Origin of the sequence: Mariniflexile aquimaris (assembly GCF_042676825.1) — a bacterium.
Classification (GTDB): Bacteria; Bacteroidota; Bacteroidia; order Flavobacteriales; family Flavobacteriaceae; genus Mariniflexile; species Mariniflexile aquimaris.
Genome location: NZ_JBHTIB010000020.1, coordinates 1 through 18,646, shown reverse-complemented (window position 1 = coordinate 18,646; position 18,646 = coordinate 1). Strand labels below are relative to the sequence as shown.

At 34.4% G+C, this 18,646-nt stretch carries 18 protein-coding genes; 11 read left to right on the top strand and 7 right to left on the bottom strand.

The features are described from left to right. A partial coding sequence (locus ACFQ0I_RS15805; protein ID WP_379943930.1) for a hypothetical protein occupies positions 1-287 on the top strand: 287 nt, incomplete at its 5' end. 37 nt (positions 288-324) lie between these two features. On the opposite strand, the gene ACFQ0I_RS15800 is transcribed toward ACFQ0I_RS15805, so the two are convergent. Then, on the bottom strand, positions 325-2,304 hold the full coding sequence (locus tag ACFQ0I_RS15800) for a putative porin (RefSeq protein ID WP_379943929.1): 1,980 nt from the start codon (positions 2,302-2,304) through the stop codon (positions 325-327). 317 nt (positions 2,305-2,621) lie between these two features. Here ACFQ0I_RS15800 and ACFQ0I_RS15795 point away from each other — a divergent pair, with 317 nt between their 5' ends. From ACFQ0I_RS15795 to ACFQ0I_RS15775, 5 genes are all read left to right on the top strand, one after another. After that, on the top strand, positions 2,622-3,221 hold the full coding sequence (locus ACFQ0I_RS15795; protein ID WP_379943928.1) for a ribonuclease HII: 600 nt from the start codon (positions 2,622-2,624) through the stop codon (positions 3,219-3,221). Between the two features lie 72 nt (positions 3,222-3,293). Next, positions 3,294-5,726 carry a ribonuclease HII gene (locus ACFQ0I_RS15790; protein ID WP_379943927.1) on the top strand — a complete coding sequence of 811 codons (2,433 nt, stop codon included), beginning with the start codon at positions 3,294-3,296 and terminating at the stop codon, positions 5,724-5,726. 247 nt (positions 5,727-5,973) lie between these two features. After that, complete coding sequence (locus ACFQ0I_RS15785; protein WP_379943926.1) at positions 5,974-7,023, top strand: nucleoid-associated protein; 1,050 nt, start codon at positions 5,974-5,976, stop codon at positions 7,021-7,023. Positions 7,024-7,106: 83 nt separating this feature from the next. Then, complete coding sequence (gene ppk2 / locus ACFQ0I_RS15780; protein ID WP_379943925.1) at positions 7,107-7,883, top strand: polyphosphate kinase 2; 777 nt, start codon at positions 7,107-7,109, stop codon at positions 7,881-7,883. Between the two features lie 93 nt (positions 7,884-7,976). After that, positions 7,977-8,645, top strand: a complete 669-nt coding sequence (locus ACFQ0I_RS15775) for a hypothetical protein (RefSeq protein WP_379943924.1) — start codon at positions 7,977-7,979, stop codon at positions 8,643-8,645. An 11-nt stretch (positions 8,646-8,656) separates the two neighbouring features. Here the strand turns inward: ACFQ0I_RS15775 and ACFQ0I_RS15770 are convergent, their stop codons facing one another. Further along, positions 8,657-9,346 (bottom strand): uracil-DNA glycosylase family protein, encoded by a 690-nt coding sequence (locus ACFQ0I_RS15770; protein WP_379943923.1) that lies wholly within the window; start codon positions 9,344-9,346, stop codon positions 8,657-8,659. A gap of 99 nt (positions 9,347-9,445) precedes the next feature. On the opposite strand from ACFQ0I_RS15770, the gene ACFQ0I_RS15765 reads away from it, so the two are divergent. Further along, positions 9,446-9,580, top strand: coding sequence for a 30S ribosomal protein THX (locus tag ACFQ0I_RS15765; protein ID WP_379943922.1), 135 nt, complete (start codon positions 9,446-9,448; stop codon positions 9,578-9,580). Positions 9,581-9,594: 14 nt separating this feature from the next. Here ACFQ0I_RS15765 and yaaA read toward each other — a convergent pair whose 3' ends face one another. Next, positions 9,595-10,353, bottom strand: coding sequence for a peroxide stress protein YaaA (yaaA, locus tag ACFQ0I_RS15760; protein WP_379943921.1), 759 nt, complete (start codon positions 10,351-10,353; stop codon positions 9,595-9,597). Positions 10,354-10,621: 268 nt separating this feature from the next. On the opposite strand from yaaA, the gene ACFQ0I_RS15755 reads away from it, so the two are divergent. Beyond that, positions 10,622-11,188: a hypothetical protein gene (locus ACFQ0I_RS15755; RefSeq protein WP_379943920.1), complete on the top strand. Its 567-nt coding sequence runs from the start codon at positions 10,622-10,624 to the stop codon at positions 11,186-11,188. Between the two features lie 171 nt (positions 11,189-11,359). Here ACFQ0I_RS15755 and ACFQ0I_RS15750 read toward each other — a convergent pair whose 3' ends face one another. Together ACFQ0I_RS15750 and ACFQ0I_RS15745 are read right to left on the bottom strand one after the other, a co-directional pair. Next, entirely contained in the window at positions 11,360-12,412 is a 1,053-nt protein-coding gene (locus tag ACFQ0I_RS15750) for an RluA family pseudouridine synthase (protein ID WP_379943919.1), read from the bottom strand. 48 nt (positions 12,413-12,460) lie between these two features. Beyond that, on the bottom strand, positions 12,461-13,075 hold the full coding sequence (locus ACFQ0I_RS15745; RefSeq protein WP_379943918.1) for a PASTA domain-containing protein: 615 nt from the start codon (positions 13,073-13,075) through the stop codon (positions 12,461-12,463). Between the two features lie 171 nt (positions 13,076-13,246). On the opposite strand from ACFQ0I_RS15745, the gene ACFQ0I_RS15740 reads away from it, so the two are divergent. The 3 genes from ACFQ0I_RS15740 to ACFQ0I_RS15730 all read left to right on the top strand — a co-directional run bounded on the left by ACFQ0I_RS15740 (position 13,247) and on the right by ACFQ0I_RS15730 (position 15,354). Further along, complete coding sequence (locus ACFQ0I_RS15740; protein ID WP_379943917.1) at positions 13,247-14,221, top strand: D-alanine--D-alanine ligase; 975 nt, start codon at positions 13,247-13,249, stop codon at positions 14,219-14,221. 82 nt (positions 14,222-14,303) lie between these two features. Beyond that, positions 14,304-14,759 (top strand): pantetheine-phosphate adenylyltransferase, encoded by a 456-nt coding sequence (coaD, locus tag ACFQ0I_RS15735; RefSeq protein ID WP_379943916.1) that lies wholly within the window; start codon positions 14,304-14,306, stop codon positions 14,757-14,759. 31 nt (positions 14,760-14,790) lie between these two features. Next, the gene (locus ACFQ0I_RS15730) at positions 14,791-15,354 is read left to right on the top strand and encodes a DUF4256 domain-containing protein (protein WP_379943915.1); all 564 of its coding nucleotides are present in this window, start codon (positions 14,791-14,793) and stop codon (positions 15,352-15,354) included. Between the two features lie 64 nt (positions 15,355-15,418). Here the strand turns inward: ACFQ0I_RS15730 and ACFQ0I_RS15725 are convergent, their stop codons facing one another. Both ACFQ0I_RS15725 and ACFQ0I_RS15720 read right to left on the bottom strand, forming a co-directional pair. Further along, positions 15,419-17,041, bottom strand: coding sequence for a SulP family inorganic anion transporter (locus ACFQ0I_RS15725; protein WP_379943914.1), 1,623 nt, complete (start codon positions 17,039-17,041; stop codon positions 15,419-15,421). Positions 17,042-17,231: 190 nt separating this feature from the next. After that, entirely contained in the window at positions 17,232-18,386 is a 1,155-nt protein-coding gene (locus tag ACFQ0I_RS15720; protein ID WP_379943913.1) for a T9SS type A sorting domain-containing protein, read from the bottom strand. Between the last annotated feature and the right edge of the window lie 260 nt (positions 18,387-18,646).

Sequence of the window (18,646 nt, the reverse complement as noted above, 5' to 3'; positions counted from 1 at the left end):
ACTCATGCCCTTTTTATAACCCTACTTTATGGGAGAATACTCTTGCTTGCCTGCCTTTTTTGGGTGCGATATGGTCGGTTTTGATTAGTTATTGGCTGCTTCTCTTTTTTTTTGGCTACGCTTATTATATGGTTAATGGCTATTTATTGGTCGTAGTCTTTGTGGTTTTTTTGCTGTTTGCCGTGGTGGCGCTCCTAAAAAATGACCTTAATTGGCTGGCGCGCGTTAGGGATTGCAGCGGAAAGCCCACAGCGACCCCACCCTTTTGGGGGCGCGAGGACTTGTAGCGCAAAGCCCGACCCAAAGGGGAACGCCCTAATTTTTTTATAAAAAGAAATTCCAAACCAGGCCAAAACGCACTACGAAATCGCGATATGGATAGTTTGGTGCTGAATAATAGTTGTAGCCTGTGAAGGATGAATTAAAATGTTCGGCTTTTAAATACAAGCGTGTTTGACGAATTTTAGCATTGATAAAGAAATCTAATCTTGGAAAATCGCCATACTCTCTATCGGTTTGTACATAGAATTCTGCCAAAACGGGATTGTAAGCATTCATATAATACTTAGTGAAGTAATTTAAAGTTACACCCGTTTGCAAATACATTGCTTTTTTAAACATATGACTTGAAAAGTATAAAGTATTTCGAGTTGTTAGCTCGGGCACATTGAGTACGCTATTATCGTCTTGCACATTTTGATAGAGAATGGTATTGTTTAAGGCGAACTTCCCAAATTTAATTTCATTCTCTAGTTTGGCTCTTAAATAGGTGATAGTATTATTGTTCTGAAAGGCGTTTACTTGAAGAGATGTTTCGTCTTCTTTAAAATACACATAGTCGTTTATAGTGTTTAGGTCTACCGTGATATTTGCCAGACTCTTATATTTTAACTGAAATGCCAATTGTTGAGTTTCTGTATTATTAAAGCTGTTTTGCCAAATATAACTCTCATAATTACTTTGATATAAAAGTGCATTATAATTTGGTGCTTTCGAGCTATGGTTTAAGGTTGCTGATGCCGCAATTTCGTCGTTTAAATTAAATGTTGCGGTGGCTTTTAAGAAATTCCCTTCGAATTGCCCCGATATATTGATACCAAGCTCGCCATTTAATTCGAATCCTTTATATTGTTTACGGTAGGCACCGCCAGCAGAAAAGATATCGCCTTTTAATCTATTTGTTATGGTGTTACCATTTATTACGGCAACTTTATCGTACCCGTAATTATAATTACTATTGCTAACATTAAATTGAACGCTACCAAGTATGTTGTTGCTATAGTTTAATTGTAACTGATTATAAAAATATTCTAAAGTGGTACGATCTTTTACTCCCGATGTTACATTGGCTTGCCCAAACAAACTATTGGCCGTTGTTTGGTCGTATTGAAAGTATTTATCTTCGAAGTTCATGATATGACCAATGCTTAATTTATTTTTAGATAAAGAATCGCCCTTCTTTATTATATTATAGGTATGATCTAAATAAACCCGTTTTCCTTTTAGGACACTTTCGGCATTTTCGAAATTAACTTCAAGAATAGAACGATCTATAAATTCTGGTTCGCCCGATTCGAAATAAGCAACATTATCGTCTTGCAGTCCGCCATTTTCTTGGTTTAATAAATCTTGAGTTACAATATGCCAACGTGCGGCATATCGGTTATTTTTTGATTGATAATTTGATGTAAACCTGAAATTACCACTACTTGTTAATATGTGTTGGTATTTTCCTAAAGAGCGCAAGCCTTTATATGCTATAGAAAAATTAAACTGAGGCGAGGTATTTACCGTAAAAAACGCATCGGTTTGCTGTCCTTGTTCGAAAGCTGTTTTAAAATAAAGCTCTGTTAATGGTGTTGGTACGCGATAATATTTGATATCCTCAATTTCCATGTAGTTAAAATGTCTGGCGCGTGCACCAAAATCGGGCATTAAACTGGTATTTTGAAAATTATAGGTAAGACTGTTATAGGTTTGACCTAAGTTAGAAAACGGCATTAAACCAAAATTGTCTTTTCTGAGATAATTGAATTTATATTCCTTATGTATGGTTAAGGTGGTATCTACATAGGTCGTATCATTAGTATGTGAAATAATTTGATATTGGGTTATTTTAGGTAGCTTTTTTTTATTAACGGAATCGTTACCCCCAGAAATTCCCAATTCGCGACCTAATCGATTTGATTTATCTGGTCTTTCTTGAGCACAAATCATATTAAGTTGTAACAGCATTACAAATGAAAAAACCACTTTTATTAGACTAAAATTGCAATTGCTTTGTTTATTAGATATGATTCGCATACTTAAATTTTGGGTAATTATCTACGTTTTCTTTTTGCAAGAACTATTACTTAACGTTTTTCGGAACAAAAGTAATTATTTGAACGTAAAGTGAAGGGAATTATTTTAAATATACCAAGTCTGATTTTTTTACTCTCTTTATTATACAATTACACATATATAATAAGGTGAAACAGGAAGATGTATTTGACATGGTTGATAGCACGCATCGCATTGTTAATTTAGGAAAGCAAAGAATTGCCATAAAAACACCCATTCAAAATCTTATATTTGTTGCAGTTTAACTATAATTTTAGATTTGTTCATACTATTATATTATGCTCTTAACTAATCTATCTGAATTTTTACTGGAATGCGGTACCGATGAAGCAGGACGCGGTTGTTTGGCAGGCCCTGTTACGGCGGCGGCTGTAATACTTTCTTCAGATTTTAACAATTCTGTTTTAAACGACTCCAAACAGCTAAGTGAAACCAAACGCGATTTACTAAAACCCATTATTGAAGCTGATGCTGTAGCTTTTGGTGTGGCGCATGTGTATCAAGAAGAAATAGATACCATCAATATATTGAATGCTTCTATCCTTGCGATGCACAAATCGATTGAGAAATTGTCGCCAAAACCAGAATTTATTATTGTTGATGGCAATAAATTTAAACCATTCCTAGACGTTCCTTTTGAAACCATTATTAAAGGCGACAGCAAATATTTAAGTATTGCTGCTGCTTCGGTACTGGCAAAAACCTATCGAGATGCTTACATGAACAGGATTCATGAAGAATACCCCATGTATAATTGGAAACAAAATAAAGGCTACCCTACCAAAGAGCATCGCGAAGCCATAAAAAAATACGGTATAACCAAGTATCACCGGAAATCGTTTAGACTTTTACCTGAACAATTAAAATTAAATATTTAAAACATGACATTACGCTGTTTTTATATGCTATAAATTGAAAAATATGTAGGTTTGTATAAATTAATTCATTTTATGAGATTCATTTATTTTTCCCTCTTATTGCTTCTAGCAGTGAGTTGTTCTAAATACAGCAGCAACCGCGAAAATCTTATTGATTTTGTACCTGATAATGCCTCTATAATTATTAAATCTTCGAATCTTGAAAATTTAAGAAGCAGTATAAAAAACAGTGATTTCTTAGATAAATTTTCTAAAACCAATGCCTATCTGGGTTTAGAAAGTAAACTAGAAAACTTATCGCTCTTAAAACCGAGTGGCGAAGTTCTTATTTGTTTTTCTACAGACACAAAAGATAGTCTGCACTATTCTATTATAACAAAATACCATGCTAATTTATTTAAAACCGATTCGCTTAAAAATTATATTGAAGAATCTATTACTTATGAAAAGCAAACGCTAACAAAATCTACTTTTAATAACAACACATTTTACAGCAGTGTTATTGATAGTACTTTTTTAGTATCATCTTCAAAAGAGATTATTCAATCTATTAATACAAAACCGATTGTTAACCCAGAATTAGTAAAAATTTATAATGCCACAAGTAACGATAAAACTTTTTCGATCATTATAAAGGCAAACACACCGTTTATAAAATCGTTTTTTATTCCAGAAGCGCTAAGTTTAAAATCGTTGACACAGTATTTAGCCATTGATGTGGATGTTAATCAGGATGAAATTTATATGAATGGCATTACGAAAGCCTCAGATTCCAGCAAACATATCATTCAACTTTTTAAAAACACGATTCCGCAAGAAAACCAAACTCAGAATTTAACCCCACAAAACAGTGATGGTTTTATGAGTTTTACGTTTAAAAATTTTAAAACTATTGAGGCTAACTTTAAGCTATTTAATAAAACGGATTCCATAGCCAACACCCTAGCTATTTTCGATAATATAATAGAAGTGGGTGTTATTTATGAAGATGACAAACGCGCCATTATTTTAAACTCTACCGATTTAATTGCTACCGAAGATGCTTTAATAAGCGAACAAAACATCATTAACACCGTTAGAGGCGTCGATATTTATAGCTTTAGCCAGCCAGATTTGTTTGCAAACACGTTTTCGCCTCTTATAAAATTTAAAAGTGCCACAAAATATTGTGTGTTAGACAACTTTTTTGTGTTCGCAAATAATACAGAACTCCTTCAAAGTATTATTTCAAACTATCAAAACAAAACAACATTAAGCGAAACAGAACCTTTTAAAAATTGTAAAGCCAAGTTAAGCGATGCATCTTCGCTCTTAATGGTTACCAATCCTAGTTCTTTAAAATCTATTATTAATAGGAGTTTTAAGAATGAATTGGATGCCAATTTTGATAATTACAGCGTTTCTGCCTTACAGTTTATTTACGATTCAAATTTTGCACATGTTAACGGCATTATAAAAAAGAGTAAATCGGCAGTATTAACAAATTCTATTTCTGAAGAATTAAATATCAAATTAGCCAATGATATCTTAACCGATCCTCAATTTGTGATAAATCATATTACTAAGGAAAAAGAAATAGTAGTTCAAGACGTTAAAAATAACTTGTATTTAATTTCTAGTAAAGGTAAAATTCTTTGGAAGAAACAGCTACAAGGACCTGTTTTAGGAAGCATCGAACAAATTGACATCTTTAGAAATGGCCGACTCCAGCTTGCTTTTGCAACACCAAACAAAGTTTACGTTATAGACCGAAATGGTAAAGATGTAGCGCCATTTCCTGGTAATTTTAATGATGACATCACACAACCATTAGCGGTATTTGATTATGACAAGAATAAAGATTACCGACTGTTTGTTACTCAAGGCAAACATATTTTAGTGTATGACAAAAACACGAAACTTGTTAATGGCTTTAATTTTAGTGCGGCAGACGATGCCATTATCTGTCAACCAAAACATTTTAGAATTAGCAGTAGAGACTATATTGTGTTTAAATCTCAAAACAAATTTTACATTTTAGACCGAACAGGTAATACGCGCGTAACACCAAAAACAAAAAACACGTATTCTAACCAACCAATCTATTTATACAACAACGCGTTTACAACAACGAGTTTAAATGGCGATGTGGTTACCATTAGCACCAACGGAAAAGTATCTACTCAAAATTTAAATCTGTCTGAAAAGCATAGCTTTTTCGCGTCCAGTAAAAGCTTAATAGCGCATAGCGACAACAAGCTTTTAATAAAAAACACGGCTGTAGAACTGGATTTTGGTAATTATACCCGCCCAGAGCTGTTTTATATAAAAGACAAAATTTACGTATCGATAACAGATATGCAAACACAAAAAGTTTATTTGTTTGATAGCCAAGGCACCTTACTAACAGGCTTTCCTGTTTATGGCACATCTGCTATAGCGTTTGATAATATTGATAAAGATTCTAATTTAGAATTTGTAACCAAGGGAGAACATAATTCTATATTATTATATCAATTAAATTAATCATTAATTAGGCACAAAAAGCATTTAAATAAATATGTATAAAGTAAGTTTTAGAATCCTTGATAAATTGAAATGAATTTTTATCTTTGAGTATTCTTAAAATCAAACAATTACACAAATTAAAATATAACGACAACCAAGTCGCAAGTCCTCGAATCTGAGAGCGTCAAAGTGTTATGCTTTGGCGTTCTTTTTTTGTGGCAATCTGTTTCTAAATTAGTACTATTGCAATATTAAACAACAACCCATGATTTCAAGAAAAAACGCCTCCATTTCAAAATTCATTATTCATAAAGTCGGTAACAAATTCAACGATACTAAAAACGCCTTCTCAGAAAAGTTAGTAGATTTTGACGAAGCCAGTTACGACCTCATGTTACCGTTTTTATTACGCCCTTTTAGTAGCGTGGTGCAAAGCTACCGCTTTAACCATCATGCCAATATTGCTTTAAATGAAATTAACAGTTATAGCGCGCAAATATTTAACGACGACGAGGCCTTTATAGAAGTTTCAAAGCATATTGTAACGCATTTATACGAGCAATCTACCTCAGCAAATATAAAAACGGGCGATGTTTTAGTGGTTATGTTTGAAGGTATCGAGTTTCGAGAAATTACTACCAACGCCATTGGCATTTTTAAAATTGAAAATAAAGTTAATTTCTTTCAAACCTATTTAGAAAATAACAGTTACGATGTGCTGGTTCAAAAAGGCATCAGCTCTAAAAAAGTGGATAAAGGTTGTTTAATTCTAAACCAAAGCGATACCGAAGGCAACATTATTTTAAGTGTGGACAATAACAGCTACGATGCGAACTATTGGCTAAACCAGTTTTTAAATATCAAGTATGCCGATGATGCCAACAACCACACCCAACAATATATTGAACTTTGTAAAGAATTCTCGACCGAGATTTTAAAAACCACCTATGGCGCACAACAACAAAATACGTTTCTCGCCAAAACCATCGACTTTTTTAAAGAAAACGAAGTGGTAAATGTGGAGCGTTTTAAAGATGAAATTTTTGAAGAAGACAAGCACAAAACCCTGTTTGACGATTATAAAAAAACCTTTGAAGACGAACAGAATCTTATTATTAGAAACCAGTTTGATGTTGCCGAAAGCGTTGTAAATAAAGAAAAGAAAAAGATTAAAACCGATATTAAGTTAGACACCAACATACAAATAAAACTAGATATTGATGCACCTGAAGCCTCTAGCGAATATTTAGAACGCGGGTACGACGAAGACAAAAAAATGCATTATTACAAAGTATTTTTTAATGTAGAAAACTAGATAGATTCAATCTAAATTTATAGTAAACTAAATTTATCAATTGTAAAGAATACGTAGTTAATGATTTATCCTTAAATTTGAGTATGGGAGACAATTCATTTAATTACGAAGCAGAACTAGCTAAACTTCATACAGAACTGGTTCATTTACAAGAGTGGGTAAAATCGCAAAAATTAAAAGTAGTCATTATTTTTGAAGGCAGAGATGCTTCAGGAAAAGGGGGCACAATCAAACGCTTTACCGAACCCCTAAACCCCAGAGTTTGTAAAGTGGTCGCCTTAGGTATTCCTACAGAAAGAGAAAAAACGCAATGGTATTTTCAACGATATGTGCAGTATTTACCAGCTGCCGGCGAAATCGTGCTCTTTGATAGAAGCTGGTATAATCGTGCCGGCGTAGAAAAAGTGATGGGTTTTTGTACCGAAGAGGAATACAATGAGTTTTTAAGATCTTGCCCAGAGTTTGAACGCATGCTGGTAAGAAGCGATATTATTCTTTTAAAATACTGGTTTTCGGTGAGCGACGAAGAACAGGAAAAACGCTTTAAAAACCGTATAAAAAACCCAGTAAAACGTTGGAAGTTTAGCCCCATGGATTTAGAATCGCGCTCGCGTTGGCTAGAATATTCGAAAGCAAAAGACACCATGTTTGCACATACCGACACCAAACAAGTACCCTGGTATGTTGTAAATGCCGATAATAAAAAACGGGCCCGATTAAACTGTATTAGCCATGTGCTCGATCAGATACCTTATAAACCCATGAATTTAACGCCCATAGAATTGCCCGAATTACCAGATTACAAAAGCTATGTGCGTCCACCAATGAAATACCAAACCTTTGTTCCCGAAAAATATTAGACCTAAAGTAGCAAGCTAATTTATTATTCTGCATAGCACATTGTCTGGTATTTTCAATTTTTATTATTCTTATCTTTAAGTAAAATTTAAATTATGAAATATCATATCATTATTAATGCTGTTAAACTTGTTGAATCTTTAAATGACGCTTGGAATGCTACAGATTATTTGCAGCTTTTAAACGCATTTGGATTTGAAGACACTGCTAATTTAAAACCCGAAGAAATTGAAGAAATGCTTTTTATGGCTATTTCAGATTTTGAACCCGAAGAAGCGGCGACCATCGTTTTAAAATATAAACTATCGGAATTTTTAAACGACAATCAAATCGATCAAATCTCGAACGATATGCTGATTGATAAAATTTCGGAAGAATATGCCGATATTTCGTTGCATCATCAATTATTCAATATCAATCAATTACTACACAAAGCCTATAATGGCAAATTTCCGAAGGCAAAAGCTACTATTGTCGACTTTGAAATTCAGCCAAACGAAAACATAACCAAAGAGATTGTGTTAAAAGCTTTTAATGCTACCCTTACACGAAGCAACGTTATTAAACGCTTATTTGCCAATGCCATTGCTGGAAATGAATCTTTTGATGAAGCTGAAAGCATTATTTGGGATTTAAAATCTACCGGCGCCAATTCTTATACGCTCACGACTTCTGAATATTGGATGAGTAAAGATGAATTTGAACAAGCCGAATTTGATGCCGAAGTTGTAGAATATGAAGAGGATGAAGATGACAACGATTAAATTCTGAAAAATTAGAAAAACTCACGATACTGCAACACTCGAAAATCGAAGGTATTAAAATTTGGATTTTTAGCTTTTAAATGTTTGTATAGCGGCAATTTACTTATAGAAATATTCGCGGCTCCAGAACCCGATGTTAACGATACGGTTTTTATGGTACGTGGCAATTTCGCAGATTCCCGTGCTTCATTAAGACTAACTGGAAGTTTAAACTCATGTATCCGTGGTACTTCATTAGAAATCACTTCTAGTTTTAATCCAAAGTCTTTAAGGTGTTTTCTAAAGAAATATTCGGGTCCATTTTTACTGTTTCCGCCAGTGAAGAGTAGTGTTTTAATATTTGGATATTCCTTTAAATAGCCCACAAGATTTCGAAGTTTTATATTTTGCATACCTAAATCGGATGCATCTATTTTTTGGCGTTCGCAACTTTCAACAATATCGCAAACCCCTATCTTGTGTTTAATTAAAAATTGCTTCCGTTGTTCTATAGCTGCTTCAGAATTATCGAATTTTAAATTCAAATCATGAATTTTATCTATAAATAACCAAAGCGAATTGTAATAACTTCCGTAGCAAAAATCGACATCCTTTTCTAATAGTTCGCCCGTTGAAAATCGCGGTGGCGGTAAGGTACCAACAATGAGTTTCGTAGTATCGGGCTTAATAAAGGGTTGGTATGGATGCGTATGTTTAAACACGTAATTGCTTGATTTTTATCTTAATTTTTTGTATTTTCAGGTCACTAAAAACTAACCGTTAGGAATACAAATTAATGACATAAAATTAAATGATAACCTATGGGAAAAGGAGACAAAAAAACGAAACGCGGCAAAATAAACCGAGGCACATTTGGTGCCAGACGCCCAAGAATTAAAAAGAAACCTTCTGTTGAAACTAAAATTAGTATTGACAAAAAAGCTATTGCTAAATAATCAATACGATTGGTTTATCTAATAAAAACCAACTCGGTTTCGGTAGACATCGGTTCGCTGTAATTATACCCTTGGTAATTAAAGGCCTTTAAGTCATCGATGGTTTTGGCATTGGTATCAATTACATACCGTGCCATTAAACCACGTGCTTGTTTCGCAAAGGTCATAATCATTTTGTATTCGCCGTTTTTAAAATCTTTAAAATTTGCGGTAATCACTGGCACTTTTAATGCTTTAGTATTTATCGCTTTAAAATATTCATTACTGGCAAGATTTAAAAACAATTCGCCATCTTCCAATTCGTCGTTTAAAGCTTTTACAATATGCTTATCCCAAAAGGCATACAAACTTTTTTTCACACCCACAGGAAATTTAGTTCCCATTTCCAGTCTATAGGGTTGCATTAAATCCAGGGGTTTTAATATCCCGTACAATCCAGATAAAATACGTACTGTATTTTGAACATCGTTTAATTTCTCTACCGGAATAGAATAGGCATCAAAACCTCTATACACCTCGCCACTAAATGCATACATGGCAGGTCGTGCATTTTCTGCTGTAAAGGGTAATTGCCATTGCTGATTACGCTCGTAATTTAACTGACCTAAATCGGGAGAAATACTCATGAGTTTCGATAAACTTTTAGCCGATTTCTTTTTAAGCAATTTATTAAGGCGTTCCGATTGTTCTAAAAACAAGGGTTGCGTATAAGTTTTAGTTGGCAAAGCAGTTTCAAAATCGAGCGACTTTGCTGGTGATAAAACGAGTTTCATAAATGGATGTATTTGTTAGTTCCGCGAAAGCGGAAATCTCATATTAATTACAACCCAAATTTACAATTACTATACGACATTATTAAATACCAATAACATTTATTTGTAATGCCAATATAGACTGAATTTATATTAAAATAATTTGAAAACAGTGATTGGATGTGTGAGAAAAATAAACTATATTCGATTTACTTATGATATAAAATATTAAAATGATTTCATATCATGATAGTTACTATACATTAAATACAACACTACAAATTAAAGAATGAGATTTTGGCTTGGTTTAATATTATCTTTATTTGGAGGCTTAGTCGGAATAGGACTTTTTCGTGAATGGACTATATCAAAATACGCTCCTTTAGATGATACAATACTTGATATTGCTTCTCTAATAATTCTTTTATTCGGATTAATTATTTCTGCATTTGACCATTTTAAACAATCAAAAGATTTTGAGAAATTACATAACGAGCAAAAAGGGAGAGTTCTTGAACCTATACAAAGGAAAAACCTCTTAAAAAGTTTAAAAAATACATCAAAAATCAGAATAGAATTAATGAGTATTCAAGGTGACAGGGAATCTTTTAGGTTTGCAAATACTATTAAAGACGTATTAACTGAATTGAATTGGGAAGTTGATGGAGTATGGGAAGAAATAATAATTGGTGGTGTTGGACCTGGAATAGCTGTTCGAGAAAGTTCAACGGAATCAAACTCGATTGGAAAGACAATAACCCAAATATTTAAGGATAACAACATAGATACGAGAATAATTACAAAATCTGACCTTAAACCAAATCTAATTCAAGTTATAGTTGGTTCTCGTCCTTAAAAACGAATTTTGAATGAAATAAAACGTATGGTAACACCGTATAAAAAATTGCTAAATTAGTACTTAATCAAAGGCTGTTGCATTTTTGTTACATCTGATTCTCCTTCGGAAAATCCTCCCATTCAAACACCCGATCTTCCTTCACAAACAAGATAAACAACAAACCACATTTTAAACCTCATCCTCTTCTAAACCTTGATGCTTAGCGTAGTTGCGCCATTTCTCTATACATTGCAGCATATCGTCTGGTATGGGTGCTTCAAATTTTAAAAACGCACCTGTTTTTGGGTGGGTAAAGCCTAATGTTTTAGCGTGTAACGCTTGCCTTGGTAATACTTTAAAACAATTATCTACAAATTGCTTGTATTTGGTAAAGGTGGTGCCTTTTAATATTTTTTCACCGCCGTAGCGCTCGTCGTTAAACAAGGTGTGGCCTATGTGTTTCATGTGTACACGTATCTGGTGTGTACGCCCCGTTTCGAGTTTACAAGACACCAAGGTTACATAGCCTAAGCGTTCCAAAACTTTATAATGTGTTACCGCTGGTTTGCCTTTATCGGCTTCATCATCGAGATACACGGTGTTTTGCAATCTGTTTTTTGGATGACGCCCAATGTTTCCTTCTACGGTGCCTTCCTCTTCTTCCATATTACCCCAAACAATAGCCACATATTCACGTTCACTGGTTTTTTCAGCAAATTGTAACGACAAATGCGCCATAGCTTGTTCGGTTTTAGCAATAACCAAAAGTCCGCTAGTATCTTTATCTATTCTATGTACCAATCCCGGACGTTCGCTCGAGTTATTTGGTAAATTTTCAAATCTATAAATAAGCGCATTAATAAGCGTTCCAGAATAATTACCATGTCCCGGATGCACTACCATGCCAGCAGGTTTATTAACCACCAGTAAAGTATCGTCTTCGTAAACTATATCGAGCGGTAAATCTTCGCCCACCAATAAGTTTTCGTGTGGTGGGTGTGTAAAAAGCACACGTATTTTATCGTGTGGCTTTACTTTATAATTAGATTTTACAGGAATTCCGTTAACGTAAATACTGCCGTTTTTAGCTGCGGCCTGTATTTTATTGCGGGTGGCATTCTCAACAAAATTCATTAAATATTTATCGATGCGAAGTGGGTTCTGACCTTTATCTACGGTAAACGCATGATGTTCATACAAGTCACTTTCATCATCAATAAATTCTGGTGTATAATCTTCCATTGTATTGGGTTAACTATGGAAAACCACAGTGTTTTTTCTTAAAATTTGTTAGTTTAAATCTTCGCCAATTAGTTCCTCAGTCATGGGTTCTTCATCGCTTGTTTCTTCTCCTGGCCTGTTTCCATTTCCTAAAACGAAATCTATAGCCGATGTTTTTGGCAATTTATCTCCTGGTTGTAATTCCTCGCCTTTAAAAGTCATTTTCAGCACTAAATCTTTGGCAATATTATCAATATAAGACACCTTCCCAACCTTAAAACCTAAGGCTTCTAACGTTGGTTTTGCCTGTCTAAACGTACGCTCTCTTAAATCTGGAACATTAATTTTTCGGTAGCCAGAAGGATTTACCGTAATATATATTTTTCGTCCTTCCTTAACTTTTGCACCCGCTTTCGGGTCTTGATCTATAACAGAATATTTAGGATAATCTGGATTGTAATTCGCCGAATCTTGTACCTGCATTATTAGATTATTCTCATCCAATTCAATTTCTGCTACATTAACAGATTTACCTTTCAATTCTGGCACGGTTTCAAAATCTCCATGATGTGTTGAAATATTTAACCAAGTTAACATAATAAAACTGAGTATAACAATAGCGCCAATGGCGATAAGTATCTGTTTAAAAAACACTTTACTTTTTAGAAATTTAATAATGCTCATCTATAAAATTTTCGATTAGGCAAATATATAAAAACAGAACTGTTTTTTCTTTTGCAATATATGTGATATTTTAGCTTAACTATTAATAGATACGTTTTATTGTAGTTTTTAGACTGATAACGAAAAGATAATAAAGACTCTCTTCTACAAAGGGGCAACAAAATAATTTAAATGAAAAAGAACATTGCTATCATTATGGGTGGTTATTCGAGCGAATACCAAATCTCATTAAAAAGTGGAAACGTGGTTTATGAAACCTTAGACGCTTCAAAATACAACGCTTATCGCATTCATATTTTTAAAGATAAGTGGGTGTATGTAGACAGCAATGATGCCGAATTCCCTATTGATAAAAACGATTTCTCGGTGACGGTAAACAACTCAAAGATTACTTTCGATTGCGTTTTTAATGCCATACATGGGTCGCCAGGAGAAGATGGTTTTATGCAAGGTTATTTTAAATTAATAAATATGCCGCATACCAGTTGCGATATGTACCAAGCAGGTATAACATTTAACAAGCGTGATTGCTTAAGTGTATTAAAACCTTATGGCATTAAAACTGCCGAATCGTATTTCGTAAATTTAGTGGATACCATAAACGAAGATGCTATTGTGGCCAAAGTGGGTTTACCTTGTTTTGTGAAAGCAAACAAAGCCGGTAGTAGCTTTGGAGTAACCAAAGTGCATAAAAAAGAAGATATAAAAAATGCTATTGAAATAGCTTTTAAAGAAGACGACGAAATTATTATTGAATCGTTTTTAGAAGGCACCGAAGTTTCTGTTGGCGTAATTAGTTTTAAAGGTGAAACCAAAGTGTTGCCAATAACCGAAATAGTTAGTGAAAATGATTTTTTCGATTACGAAGCTAAATATTTAGGGAAATCGCAAGAAATAACGCCTGCCAGATTAACAAAAGACCAAGAAACCGAAGTGACTGCCATGGCTAAAAAAGTATATGAAGTTTTAAAAATGAAAGGCTTCAGCCGAAGCGAATATATTTTTAAAAATGGCGAACCTCATTTATTGGAAGTGAATACGGTTCCGGGATTAACCAAAGCGAGCATTTTACCTCAGCAAGCAGCGGTTGCTGGTATTAGTTTGCCTGAATTATTTGAAAATGCTATTGAAGAGGCTATAAAATAATTAAATAAAATTATTGCCTATATTTGATACACATCATCCAAACAATACGATTTCTGCTTTCGCGGAATGACAAAAAAATAAAATGAAACGAGCCATATTTCCTGGGTCTTTTGACCCCATAACATTAGGCCACTACGATATTATTAAACGTGGGGTAACCCTTTTTGATGAAGTTATTGTAGCTATTGGGATTAATGCCGATAAAAATTATATGTTTTCATTAGAAGAACGCACAAAATTTATTGAGGATGCGTTTGCCGACGAACCAAAAATTAAAGTGCTAACCTATAAAGGCTTAACCGTAGATTTTTGCAAGGAAGTAGACGCCCAATTTATTTTACGCGGATTGCGTAATCCAGCCGATTTCGAATTTGAAAAAGCCATAGCACACACCAATAGAAATTTATCGACTATTGAAACGGTGTTTTTATTGACGGCTTCAAAAACATCGTTTATAGCCTCATCCATTGTGCGCGATGTGATTAGAAATAATGGTGATTACACCAAGTTTGTTCCAGATAGCGTAAGGGTAAAATAGTTACTTGTGTTATTATAAAAGAAGCGATACTATGCCATCAAAAAATCTTTTAACACCCGAAATTCAAGAAGCACTAATCCAAACCTTAAAACAGCGTTTTGAAAAAAACAAAAGCCGTCATGAAGGCATAGATTGGGAAAAAGTCGAATCAAAATTAAAGCTGTCTCCAGAAAAATTATGGTCACTTAATGAAATGGAACGCACAGGTGGCGAACCCGATGTGGTTGGTTTTGATGATAACACCGGTGAATATATTTTTTATGATTGTGCTGCCGAAAGCCCTAACGGACGCAGAAGTTTTTGCTATGACCATGAGGCTCTAGAAAGCAGAAAAGAACATAAACCTAAAAATAGCGCAATTAATATGGCGCAGAGCATGGGTATTGAACTATTATCGGAAGAAGATTATAGATATCTACAAACGCTTGGAAACTTCGATACTAAAACTTCAAGCTGGTTAAAGACACCATCTAATATTAGAAAACTTGGCGGTGCTATTTTTGCGGATTTCCGTTTTGAAACCGTCTTTGTGTATCACAATGGCGCACAATCGTATTATGCAGGCAGAGGATTTCGCGGGAAATTCAGAGTTTAGTTGTTAGGTGTTAGGTGTTAGGTGTTAGGTGTTAGTTAAGGTAATTTTTTAACTTTTAACTAACCTAAAACTTGTACTCCGATAAACCTTTTGTAAATGCTTCAGGATTTTCAGCTAAATGATATCTAGGATCGTCTATTGCTTCAACAATTACTTCTCTAAATTTAGGACTCGATTTATATAGTAAAACTTTACAATCTTCACTTAAGTGTTTCAACTTAATGGTTTTCCCTTCAGCTTCATATTTATTCACCAAATTAAAAATAGCTTCCATAGCCGAATGATCGCTTATGCGTGATTCCACAAAATCAATTTCAACGTTATCTGGGTCGTTTTTCACATCAAATTTTTCGTTAAACGCAATAATAGATCCGAAAAACAAAGGTCCCCAAATTTCATAAACTTTAGTACCATCTTCACGCATACGTTTTCTAGCACGAATTCGTTTCGCATTCTCCCATGAGAAAACCAGTGCACTGATTATTACCCCAGCTATTACAGCAATTGCCAAATCGAAAATAACGGTTAGTCCCGATACAACTACCAAAACCACCATATCACTTACCGGGATTTTATTTAAAATCCTAAAACTACTCCATGCAAAAGTTCCTATAACTACCATAAACATAACCCCTACTAATGCCGCGATTGGCACTTGTTCAATAAGTCCAGATGCGAATAATATAAACCCTAAAAGCGCCAGTGCTGCCACGATTCCAGATAATCTTCCGCGTCCGCCACCTTTAATATTAATTAACGATTGACCTATCATGGCACAACCACCCATTCCGCCAAAAAAGCCGGTTACAATATTGGCACCACCTTGCGCTAAACACTCTCTATTAGTATCGCCTCGTGTTTCGGTTAATTCGTCAATAAGATTTAAGGTCATTAACGATTCTATTAAACCAATCGCTGCAAGAATTAATGCATACGGGAAAATGAATTTAAAGGTTGTCCAATTAAATGGCACTTTACTAAAAATATCGAATTGAAATTGGGGTAAACCTCCTTTTAAACCTTCGCCTCCACCCTCTCGTATAAAACTTCCAACGGTTGCTACATCTAATTTTCCAAACACCACAATGGCCCAAACCACTAATATAGCTATTAACGCTTCTGGCAACTTTTTAGTTAACTTTGGCAATAAGAACATAATCCCCATAGTTAAAACCACTAAACCAATCATAGTGAAAAGTTCAGATCCTTGCATCCATCCCAATTGACCGTTTTCAAAAGTTTTAAACAAGTTTAATTGCGACAAGAATATTACAATAGCTAAACCGTTTACAAACCCCATCATTACCGGATGCGGTATTAACCTAACAAATTTTCCGAGTTTTAAAACACCCGCTAACATTTGGATAACTCCCATTAAAATAACGGTAGCAAATAAGTAGTATAAACCAAGGTTTTCGCCCTCGGCGCCAAAAGCATTTCCTTCGGCTACTAAACTAACCATAACCACAGCTAACGCTCCTGTTGCGCCGCTAATCATACCTGGACGTCCACCAAATATGGAGGTAATTAATCCAATCATAAACGCCGCATACAAGCCCACCAATGGATCAACTCCTGCTACGAAAGCAAATGCAACTGCTTCAGGAACTAAGGCTAATGCCACCGTAATTCCACTTAAAATATCGTTTTTAGCATTCGCTGCACGCTTTCTTATAAATTCTGTCATGGCTATTTTTTTGAAGGTGCAAATTTACATTTATTATATGTAGGAGCAAGAGCATTTACTTTTTTTATAAAATAAACGAACTAAAACGTTTGAAAAAACAGTATCTATCTAAAAGATTTTAAAGATCTTACAACAAGAAAAGTCGCTGCAAAACAGCGACTTTCTTAAAAAACTTTTCTTTTTCTATTTTTTATTTCCTAACTATAATCTTTTCTGTAACCGTTCTGTAAGCCGAATTAAATTGAACTATATACATACCTGCATTTAAAATACTAGTATCAACGGTTTGTATCCCATATTGAAGATTTTTAGTTGATCCAGAAAGGACTTTACGACCATTAATGTCTAGAACAACATAATCCATTACTTCGTCATCAAATACTTCCATATCCACTTTTAAAGTATTTATAACAGGATTCGGGTATAATTTAATTTTTCCATTAGAAGCGATAAAACTTTCTTTAAACGTTTGATAACTATCAAAATTATTTACAAGAGCTTCTAAAGCTGTATCATTGGCGCCTTTCGCTGTTGTAGCAGATTTTCCGCTACTTCCATTTTTAAAGTATCTGTTAAAAAAGTAACAGAACCATTTCGAACCAATCACTAAATTCACTGCCCCCGAAACATCAAGCGACGCACAAATATCATTTTTAGCAATTAAATTAACCACATCAAAACCTGTTGTCTGCCCTGGCACTACCACACTTAAATCTAATGTATTCGGATTATAAATTAAACTATGAATTCTATAGAACCCTTCATGACTTACTTCAAATTGTGGCATTGAAGAAACATTTAAGATTCTTAATGAAAATGCTTCAGTAAGCACAAATAATTGCTGGTATCCGGCAGGAATGGATGGTGCTGCTTTAAATTTAGCAGATAGCATTGTTAATCCATTACTTAAGCAATTAATAGGGCTTTGAGAATACATGGAACCCGAAAAAGCATTACAAACAGTATCTTCGGTTACTATAACCGGTGCTCCGGTTACGTCTAAACTCGCACATATACTGCCGCCACCTGCTATGATTAATCCATAAACATCAAAACCCGTTGTTTGTCCTGGTACTACAATGCCAGTATCTAAAGTTTCTGAATTAAATACAATACTATGTATGGTGTAATTTCCAGCTTCCATGACTTCGAAACTCGGGGTTCCTCCTAAGGCCTGAATCACTAATCCTTCACCTTTTGTTAATACGTAAGCATTTGTATATCCTGACGGTATATAAGGTGCATCTTTCACAGTCGCACTGATGGTCGCTTTACCATTGATTAATGTTACAGATTCTGAATCCGCCATTAAGCTTCCGGCATCGGCTGCACATTCGATTACCATAAATNAATGCCAGTATCTAAGGTTTCTGAATTAAATACAATACTATGTATGGTGTAATTTCCTGCTTCCATGACTTCGAAACTCGGGGTTCCTCCTAAGGCCTGAATCACTAATCCTTCACCTTTGGTTAATACGTAAGCATTTGTATATCCTGAAGGTATATAAGGTGCATCTTTCACCGTTGCACTGATGGTTACTTTACCATTAATCAAGGTTACTGATTCTGAATCTGCCATTAAGCTTCCGGCATCGGCTTTACA

Excerpts from the sequence above, each read along its gene's own strand:
- ACFQ0I_RS15730 (WP_379943915.1), top strand. The coding sequence starts at position 14,791 with ATGCCATCAAAAAATCTTTTAACACCCGAAATTCAAGAAGCACTAATC.
- ACFQ0I_RS15750 (WP_379943919.1), bottom strand. The coding sequence starts at position 12,412 with ATGGAAGATTATACACCAGAATTTATTGATGATGAAAGTGACTTGTAT.
- ppk2 (WP_379943925.1), top strand. The coding sequence starts at position 7,107 with ATGGGAGACAATTCATTTAATTACGAAGCAGAACTAGCTAAACTTCAT.
- yaaA (WP_379943921.1), bottom strand. The coding sequence starts at position 10,353 with ATGAAACTCGTTTTATCACCAGCAAAGTCGCTCGATTTTGAAACTGCT.
- ACFQ0I_RS15795 (WP_379943928.1), top strand. The coding sequence starts at position 2,622 with ATGCTCTTAACTAATCTATCTGAATTTTTACTGGAATGCGGTACCGAT.
- ACFQ0I_RS15720 (WP_379943913.1), bottom strand. The coding sequence starts at position 18,386 with ATGGTAATCGAATGTGCAGCCGATGCCGGAAGCTTAATGGCGGATTCA.
- ACFQ0I_RS15775 (WP_379943924.1), top strand. The coding sequence starts at position 7,977 with ATGAAATATCATATCATTATTAATGCTGTTAAACTTGTTGAATCTTTA.
- ACFQ0I_RS15790 (WP_379943927.1), top strand. The coding sequence starts at position 3,294 with ATGAGATTCATTTATTTTTCCCTCTTATTGCTTCTAGCAGTGAGTTGT.
- ACFQ0I_RS15740 (WP_379943917.1), top strand. The coding sequence starts at position 13,247 with ATGAAAAAGAACATTGCTATCATTATGGGTGGTTATTCGAGCGAATAC.
- ACFQ0I_RS15725 (WP_379943914.1), bottom strand. The coding sequence starts at position 17,041 with ATGACAGAATTTATAAGAAAGCGTGCAGCGAATGCTAAAAACGATATT.
- ACFQ0I_RS15745 (WP_379943918.1), bottom strand. The coding sequence starts at position 13,075 with ATGAGCATTATTAAATTTCTAAAAAGTAAAGTGTTTTTTAAACAGATA.
- coaD (WP_379943916.1), top strand. The coding sequence starts at position 14,304 with ATGAAACGAGCCATATTTCCTGGGTCTTTTGACCCCATAACATTAGGC.
- ACFQ0I_RS15785 (WP_379943926.1), top strand. The coding sequence starts at position 5,974 with ATGATTTCAAGAAAAAACGCCTCCATTTCAAAATTCATTATTCATAAA.
- ACFQ0I_RS15800 (WP_379943929.1), bottom strand. The coding sequence starts at position 2,304 with ATGCGAATCATATCTAATAAACAAAGCAATTGCAATTTTAGTCTAATA.
- ACFQ0I_RS15755 (WP_379943920.1), top strand. The coding sequence starts at position 10,622 with ATGAGATTTTGGCTTGGTTTAATATTATCTTTATTTGGAGGCTTAGTC.
- ACFQ0I_RS15765 (WP_379943922.1), top strand. The coding sequence starts at position 9,446 with ATGGGAAAAGGAGACAAAAAAACGAAACGCGGCAAAATAAACCGAGGC.